This window comes from Tianweitania sp., from assembly GCF_032053605.1.
In the GTDB taxonomy this organism is placed as follows: domain Bacteria; phylum Pseudomonadota; class Alphaproteobacteria; order Rhizobiales; family Rhizobiaceae; genus Tianweitania.
In genome coordinates, this window is record NZ_DAMBUH010000138.1 from 1 (window position 1) to 7,457 (window position 7,457).

A 7,457-nucleotide genomic window follows, 5' to 3' on the forward strand; every position below is an offset into this window, starting at 1 on the left:
ACTGGTTCGACAGCTGGTGCGGCAGGCGATGGCGCAACTGCAGCCGGCTCGGCCGCTACACGCGCCGAAAGCGGAACCGCGGCAAGGCTCGGACGCAGCTCCTCGGCGATACGCCGATCGCGCAGCAGGCTTGCTTGTTCGATGGCGGAATGATCGATCTGGGGTGCTGGACGCGGTGGGGACGCTGCCTCGCGCGCACCAAGCCGCATCGTCTCTATATCAGCAACTTCGGCCGGTTCGGACGGCAAAGCAGGATCTGCCACAGCCCCGTCATTGGCCGGGCGTGCAGTGTCGCTGTCTTCGATAATCCTGCGAATGGAGGCGAGAATCTCCTCCATGGAGGGTTCACGCTGAACACTGTTTGCTTGCGCCATGGTCACACCGCCGCCTCATCGCAATCGGCAGCAACAAGGCCACCGAATCAATGGGTTGAGCGTAAACGAACCTCAAGAAACGGTGAATCCCGAAACCGGGATGAAGAGACTTGCGCACAGCATTTGCGCGCAAGTCTCCGAGCTTTAGGTCTGGTTTAGCGACCGTCCGGGGTGCGCAAACCGAACCACTTATCCTTCACAGCATTGTAGTGCTCTTTGGGATCGTGCGCTGCGACCTTCAGGCCGAGCTTGTCAGCAAACAGCTGACCGGTCGCGCTGAGAATTGCGTAGCTCGCAACCACCGCGTCACGCTCGGAGTTTGCGAGATTGACCTGTGCGGTGATCACGTCGGCCTGCTGATCCAACACGTCGAGCGTGGTGCGCTGACCGACATTCAGCTCTTCCTGAACGCCGGACAAAGCGAGCTGCGCCGCAGACACCAGTTCGCGGTTGGCGGCAATCGACTGCTGAGCCGCGATATATTGCGTCCATGCAGCCGTCACGGCCTGACGAACCTGGTCGCGGCTGACATCGACGTCGATGCGCGCCTGACCAACCTGTTCCTTGTTCCGACGAACGGTCGCGGAGGTGCGCCCGCCATTATAGATCGGGATGTTCAGCTGCAAACCGAGGCTTGCCGCATCGGTCTCACCGTCCTGGGTCGTGCTCGGGCTCGAGTCGCGATAGCTGCGCTGAACCGTGCCCTCTGCCGACAACTGCGGCAGCAAAGCGCCTTCAGCCGCTTTCACGGTGAACTCGGTGGCATCAACCACATGCAGGTTCGACTTGATTGCCGGATGAACCAGCAGCGCGGTCGAGATACCACGATCAAGCGTCGATGGCAGAAGCTTGGTGATGGGCGCTGCAGCGGTCAAACCATCGGGTTCGGAACCGATGACCTGGCGATAGGTCGCCGCACTGGAGAGCGCCTGCGCGCGGGCAGCCGCGAGCTGGGCAACGGCGGATGCCCGCGTCGCATCAGCCTGAGCCACGTCGGTGCGCGTACCCTCGCCCACTTCGAAGCGGGAGTTCGCTGCACGAACCTGCTCCTCAAGGAAGGCCAGGTTCTGCTGCAAAAGTGCTGCAACGCGACGATCGCGAATGACGTCCATATAGGCCGTCACAGCGTTCTGCAGGATGTTCATTTCCGAATTGCGCAAGGCTTCGCGCTGGGCGAACACCTGCGATTCGGCCGCACGGACGTTGTTCCGGGTCTGGAAGCCGTCGAACAGCGTCTGAGACACCGACACGCCGAAGCCGCCCGTTTGCAGGCGAAACCCCGACTGGCGGGCCAGAGAGTAGTTGGAAAACCCCGCGACAACCGGGCGGTAACCGGACTTTGCAATAGCAACGCCTTCATCCGTCACGCGCACACCGGCACGCGCGGAATTCAGCTGCGAGTTAAATTCATAAGCCTTTGCCAGCGCGCCCGTCAGGGACTCGCTGAAGGCAGCGGAAGAAAATGCCACGCTCGTGGAGAGCAATGCGGCGAACAAACTTTTGGAAAAAATAGACACGCGCCCTCACTGATTGACGGCTAGACCAAATAGCCGCGACCTGCCGACGATGGACTCAGAATATGCAGTCGTCCACGATGCATAGGGCTATACCTTCCACCCGCGGTTGCGCAAGAATGTCAAAGCGCGGTTAAGGGTTCGATCATAAATGCTGCGGCTGTTGTTGCAGCAAGGGCACGGTTCCATAGAACCTTACCATAAGCGCTGTGCAATGATCTCACAGGCGCAAGTACAGGTGCCGCGATCTGCAACCGCCGGTGGCCGATCTCAGCTGAACTTGAAAACGCTTAGAACTGGAAAGCCTTCGGCTTTTCGAAACCGGGCAGCGGCTGAACGGCGGCGTTGAACACGGGCCTGCCGGATACAGCCTTCGCTTCGCGAACATAAAGCCGCGCCGATCCGGAATTCCCGCGACCAACAACAGCAACCAGCCGACCGTGATCCTTCAACTGATCGAGCACGACCTGCGGCACCTCGTCAACCGAACCCTCCACGACGATGACGTCGTAAGGACCCTGCGACGGGTAGCCCTCATTCAAGGGGCCGGTTACGACGGCGACGTTGTCATAGCCGAGGTGCTGCAAGGCCGATGTGGCATGCTCGGCCAGGGTCGCATCGCTTTCCAGGGCAACAACGGAACTTGCCAGACGCGACAGGATCGCGGCGCTGTAGCCAGTGCCGGTTCCAACATCCAGAACGAAGTCGTTTGCGCGGATGTCCGCCATCTGCACCATCTTGGCGAAGGGCGAGGCTTCCATCAGGAAGCGCGCTGGATTGCCGCCGATTGCCGGTGCAATCTCAAGATCTTCGTCGATGTAAGACAGTGCACGCTTGCGGGCGGGAACGAAGTCCTCGCGCGGCACGGCGAGCATCGCATCGATGATTTCCAGGCTGGTGACATCGGTGGTGCGCACTTGCCCATCCACCATTCTCAACCGCTGGGTAGCGAAATCGACGCTCATCGCAGACCTTGCAGATATTCGGGGGTCCAAGAAGCGGATCCGCCATTTCTGAGTTGTGCGAGCCGCGGGTGGAGGCCTCGCCCGGAATCGAACCGGGGTGCAAGGATTTGCAGTCCTCTGCGTAACCACTCCGCCACGAGGCCTCAACGCGCGCCTCGCACAGGGCGGTTCAATAGGTGTCACCCCCCGCGCCGTCAAGCACCTGTTGCGGTTCCTCGCAGCTTTCGCTGTTGCCGCAGAGACAATCCTCAGGCGCTGAAGATCGCCGCGGCTCTTTCAGCCTCCGAAAGCGGCTGGATGACGCTTGCCGTCTGGCCGATCGGACTAAAGCCGAGCTTCTGGTAAAGCGGCAGGGCTGCGGGATGATCCAAAGTGCAGGTCTGCACGACCACGCGCTTGGGCTGATAAGACCAGGCGGCTTCGATCGCCGCACCAAGGAACCACCGTCCAAGCCCCTGCCCGATCGCTTCGCTCATCATGCCGAAATAAGCGAGATCGACGAAGTCCGGCACTTGCGCGTGAAGATCGAAGAAACCGACGGGTGCGCCTTCCAAATACAGGATGCGTATGTCGCGGCCAGGTGCACGAAGATAGGCTTCGAGCTCTTCGTCAGATAAGCGAAGCATGGCAACCCAGTGCCATTTGCGGCCTACTCGATCCATAAGGTATCGGTAGTAATGCAGCGGCATGTCGCGCGCCCGCAGCAGAGCGAGCTGCTTGTTTGCAGGCATGCGCGGGTAAGCTGATGGCGGCCGCAACATTTCCAGGAAGGTCACCGTGACAGGGATCGCTTCCTGCGGCTCCTGGGACAAGTGCTTCATGCCTCGCCTGTGGTGACCGGGGTGTCCGTTCGCGAACCCCATTCGCTCCACGAGCCATCATAGAGCTTCACGTCTTTGTGGCCGAGTGATTCCAGCGCGAGAAACAGCACGGCAGCCGTAATGCCGGAGCCGCAGGAGGTCACGATCGGCTTTTGCAGATCAAGCCCAGCCGATTCGATTCGAGCCTTCAGCTCGTCCGCCGGCAGCAGCTTGCCGTCGCGTGCAAGCGACAAGGCAGGCAGGCTGCGCGCGCCGGGCATGTGACCGGTGCGCATGCCTTCGCGCGGCTCTGGGTCTTTGCCTGTGAAGCGCCCGGCAGGGCGGGCATCGGCGATCTGCCGTTCGCCTGATTCGACAATCCCCATCATGTCTTCGAAAGACGCGATACGATCGGGGTGCGGATCGACGTGGAACACGCAAGGGGCCACCGGCGTCAGCTCGTCCGTCACCGGACGACCGGCCGCTTTCCAACTGTCGAAGCCGCCTTCGAGGATGCGAACATCCTTGGCGCCGAAGGTGCGCAACATCCACCACACGCGCGGCGCGGTGAACAGGCCGGGTCCATCGTAAACGATGATCGTATCGTCTGCGGCAATGCCGGCCGCGCCGATAATGCGGGCGAAGTCTTCGGGCGTCGGCAACGTGTGCGGCAGCGTGCTGGATGGCTCGACCACCTGCTCGTGATCGAAGAACACGGCGCCGGGAATATGCGCGGCGTCGTATTCGGCCTTCGGATCGCGATTCTGGGCGGGCAGATACCAGGATCCGTCGATGATCGTGACACCCGGCGTATCAAGATTGTCCTGCAGCCAGTCGGGCGTGACGAAGAAGTTTGCTTGTTCGCTCATAGGCCTACCCTTCCAATGGACCGAAGCGAAGGCGGAGCCGGCGGTTCTCGCGCCCCTTCTTCTCGATCTTGCCGATATGGATTTCGCCGATCTCGCCTGTGGAGCGCACATGCGTGCCGCCGCATGGCTGGCTGTCGACCATCGCATCCTCGCCGATGCAGACGAGCCGGATCTGTCCGGTGCCCGTTCGCGGGCGGACATTCTTCGACTTCACCAGCGAGGGATTGGCGGCGAGTTCGTCTTCCCCGATCATCCGGATGAACACGGGATGATCGGCGCGCACCAGCGCCATCAGCTTGTCCGTCGCCTCTTCCTTGGTGATGGTTTCGCCCTGCATGTCGAAATCGACGCGCGAATCGTCGACCGACACCGCGGCACCCGTCACGGGAAACTGGCAGAAGGTGGTGAGCAGATGGCAGGCGGTGTGCATGCGCATCAGCTTCAGCCTACGCTCCATATCGATTGCCAGATGCACATGATCGCCTACGGAAAGCTCCGGTGCGCCTTCAGCGGGCACATGGATGATGTCTTCCTTGGTCTCGCCAGTCACCGTGGTCGCGATCGGCACCACCGTGCCGTCATCGCGCGTCAGCGAGCCTATATCGCCCGGCTGGCCGCCGGAGGTCGCGTAGAAGATGGTGCGATCCAGAACGATGCCCCCATCGTCCGTGACAGCAAGCACGGTCGCGTCAGTTTCCGCGAGATAGGCATCGTCGCGAAACAGAGCCTCAGTCACCGGCATCAGGCGCCAGCCTCGAAGGGCACGTCGATTGCCGACTTCTTCTCCATCCAGGTGGGGATAGGCAGGTTCTTGGAGCGCAGGAAATCGGGATTGAACAGCTTGTTCTGATAGCGCGAACCGTAATCGCACAGCACCGTCACGATCGTATGGCCGGGGCCGAGATCACGCGCCAACCGGATCGCGCCGGCGATGTTGATGCCGGTTGACCCGCCCAGGCACAGGCCCTCTTCCTCGATCAGGTCGAAGATGATCGGCAGCGCTTCGCTGTCTTCAATCTGGTAGGCGAAGTCAGGTTCGAAACCTTCCAGATTGGCGGTGATACGGCCCTGTCCGATGCCTTCGGTGATCGAGCTGCCTTCGGACGCAAACTTGCCTTCGGTGTAGAAGCTGTACAGAGCCGCGCCCATCGGATCGGCAAGACCGATCTTGATTGCCGAGTTGTGCGCCTTCAGGCCCATGGAAACGCCCACCAGCGTGCCGCCGCTGCCGACAGCGCACACAAAGCCGTCCAGCTTGCCGCCGGTCTGCTGCCAGATCTCCTCGGCCGTGGTGCGGATATGGCCGTCGCGATTCGCGACATTGTCGAACTGGTTGGCCCAGATCGCGCCGTTCGGCTCGGTGCGCGCGAGCTGCTCGGCAAGACGGCCGGACAATTTCACGTAGTTGTTCGGATCCTTATAGGGCACCGCCGGCACCTCAATGAGCTCGGCACCAAGAATGCGCAGAACGTCCTTCTTTTCCTGGCTCTGCGTTTCCGGGATCACGATCACCGTGCGATAGCCGAGTGCCTTCGCCACAAGCGTTAGCCCGATACCCGTGTTGCCCGCCGTGCCCTCCACGATCACGCCGCCCGGTTTGAGCAGGCCCTTTTCTTCGGCGTCGCGGATGATGAACAGCCCGGCACGATCTTTCACGGACTGGCCCGGATTCATGAACTCGGCCTTGCCGTAGATCTCGCAGCCGGTTTCCTCCGACGCGCGCTTGAGCCGAATGAGCGGCGTGTTGCCGATCGCGTCGAGTACGGAGCGATCCATGCTGTCCTCACTGATGTCTGATTTCTGGGTGAGCTTAAGAAGCGGCGCGCCCGGTTGCAAGAACGGTTGTTTTATCGCGGAGCCCGCCGAAGGAAATGGGTTCCACGCCCGCATGGAAGCGAAACGGTTTTCACCCGCTTCCGTTCGCTTCGCACAGCTAATTGTGGAAACTCTTTCTCGCAAGGCCCGAAGCAGATAGACGCAAAGCCGTTCAGGAGAATGTTGTTATGTCCTTGTTTCGCGCTTCGCCGGAAGATGGTGTCGCATGGGTCACCGGTGCCAGCGGCGGCATCGGCTATGCGCTGTGCGTGGCGCTTGCCCGTGAAGGCTATACGGTGGCGGCATCCGCCCGCAGCGTCGACAAGCTCGAGACCTTGACCAAAGAAACTGTCGGCAAAGGCCGCATCCTCGCCTTTCCGCTCGATGTGACGGATGAAGACGCCGCGCGCTCAACCGTCGAGCGCATCGAAGCCGAACTCGGCCCCATCGCGCTCGCTGTGCTGAACGCCGGCACGTCGCTGCCGGCTGCCGGGAGCCGCGTTCAGCCGGCTTTGTATGAGCGCGTGTATGACGTGAACATCTTCGGCGTGGTGCGCTGTCTGGCTCCGGTGGTGGAAAAGATGAAAGCGCGCAAGCGGGGCCAGATCGCCATCGTCGGTTCGCTCACCGCCTATTTCGGCCTGCCGACCACGGCTGCCTACGGTTCCACCAAGTCGGCGCTGAACACGATTGCCGAGGCCCTGCGCTTCGACCTGCGCAAGATCAATGTGCGCATCCAGATGATCAATCCGGGCTTCGTGGAAACCGCCATGACGCGGTTGAACAAGTTCCCGATGCCGGCTCTGATGCAGACCGACGCCGCGGCCGCCCGCATGGTGAGCGGCCTGCGCTCAGGTGGCTTCGAGGTCGTGTTCCCCCGTCGCCTCGCCTGGCCGATGAAGCTGGTACGCATGCTGCCGCACGGGCTTCGCCACGAGCTGCTATTTCGTCTCAGCGGCTGGAACAAGAAGAGTTGGGGCTAAACAAAAAAGGCGAAGCTAGTTTCCCAGGCTCCGCCTTTCTTCTTTCGATCACTTCGACAATCAGGCCGCGCGCGAGGCCGGCTTGCGATTGCCCCAGGTGCGGCGCTTGGCGCGGAACGGTTTGTCGCCCTCCGGCT

The 7,457-nt window shown here is 61.5% G+C and carries 7 protein-coding genes, 1 tRNA gene and 1 pseudogene; 1 reads left to right on the plus strand and 8 read right to left on the minus strand.

Annotated elements, in window-relative coordinates:
• The 8 genes and pseudogenes from RTX98_RS18975 to RTX98_RS19010 form a co-directional block, all read right to left on the minus strand.
• Window positions 1-374, minus strand: a pseudogene (locus tag RTX98_RS18975) (DUF2497 domain-containing protein); the annotation flags it as partial.
• 155 nt (window positions 375-529) lie between these two features.
• Window positions 530-1,891 (minus strand): TolC family outer membrane protein, encoded by a 1,362-nt coding sequence (locus RTX98_RS18980; protein ID WP_312798399.1) that lies wholly within the window; start codon window positions 1,889-1,891, stop codon window positions 530-532.
• Between the two features lie 287 nt (window positions 1,892-2,178).
• On the minus strand, window positions 2,179-2,853 hold the full coding sequence (locus RTX98_RS18985) for a protein-L-isoaspartate O-methyltransferase (protein WP_312798401.1): 675 nt from the start codon (window positions 2,851-2,853) through the stop codon (window positions 2,179-2,181).
• 69 nt (window positions 2,854-2,922) lie between these two features.
• Window positions 2,923-2,996: transfer RNA gene (locus tag RTX98_RS18990), tRNA-Cys, on the minus strand.
• Between the two features lie 105 nt (window positions 2,997-3,101).
• Complete coding sequence (locus RTX98_RS18995; RefSeq protein WP_312798402.1) at window positions 3,102-3,674, minus strand: GNAT family N-acetyltransferase; 573 nt, start codon at window positions 3,672-3,674, stop codon at window positions 3,102-3,104.
• Window positions 3,671-4,522, minus strand: coding sequence for a 3-mercaptopyruvate sulfurtransferase (gene sseA / locus RTX98_RS19000; RefSeq protein ID WP_312798403.1), 852 nt, complete (start codon window positions 4,520-4,522; stop codon window positions 3,671-3,673). Before sseA ends, RTX98_RS18995 begins: the two co-directional genes overlap by 4 nt.
• Window positions 4,523-4,526: 4 nt before the next feature.
• A complete protein-coding gene (locus RTX98_RS19005; protein ID WP_416223178.1) occupies window positions 4,527-5,264 on the minus strand; it encodes an alanyl-tRNA editing protein in 738 nt (245 codons plus the stop codon).
• Entirely contained in the window at window positions 5,264-6,298 is a 1,035-nt protein-coding gene (locus RTX98_RS19010) for a cysteine synthase A (RefSeq protein WP_312798404.1), read from the minus strand. The genes RTX98_RS19005 and RTX98_RS19010 overlap by 1 nt, the downstream gene beginning before the upstream one ends.
• A 227-nt stretch (window positions 6,299-6,525) precedes the next feature.
• On the opposite strand from RTX98_RS19010, the gene RTX98_RS19015 reads away from it, so the two are divergent.
• Entirely contained in the window at window positions 6,526-7,320 is a 795-nt protein-coding gene (locus tag RTX98_RS19015; protein ID WP_312798405.1) for an SDR family NAD(P)-dependent oxidoreductase, read from the plus strand.
• The last annotated feature ends 137 nt before the right edge of the window (window positions 7,321-7,457 follow it).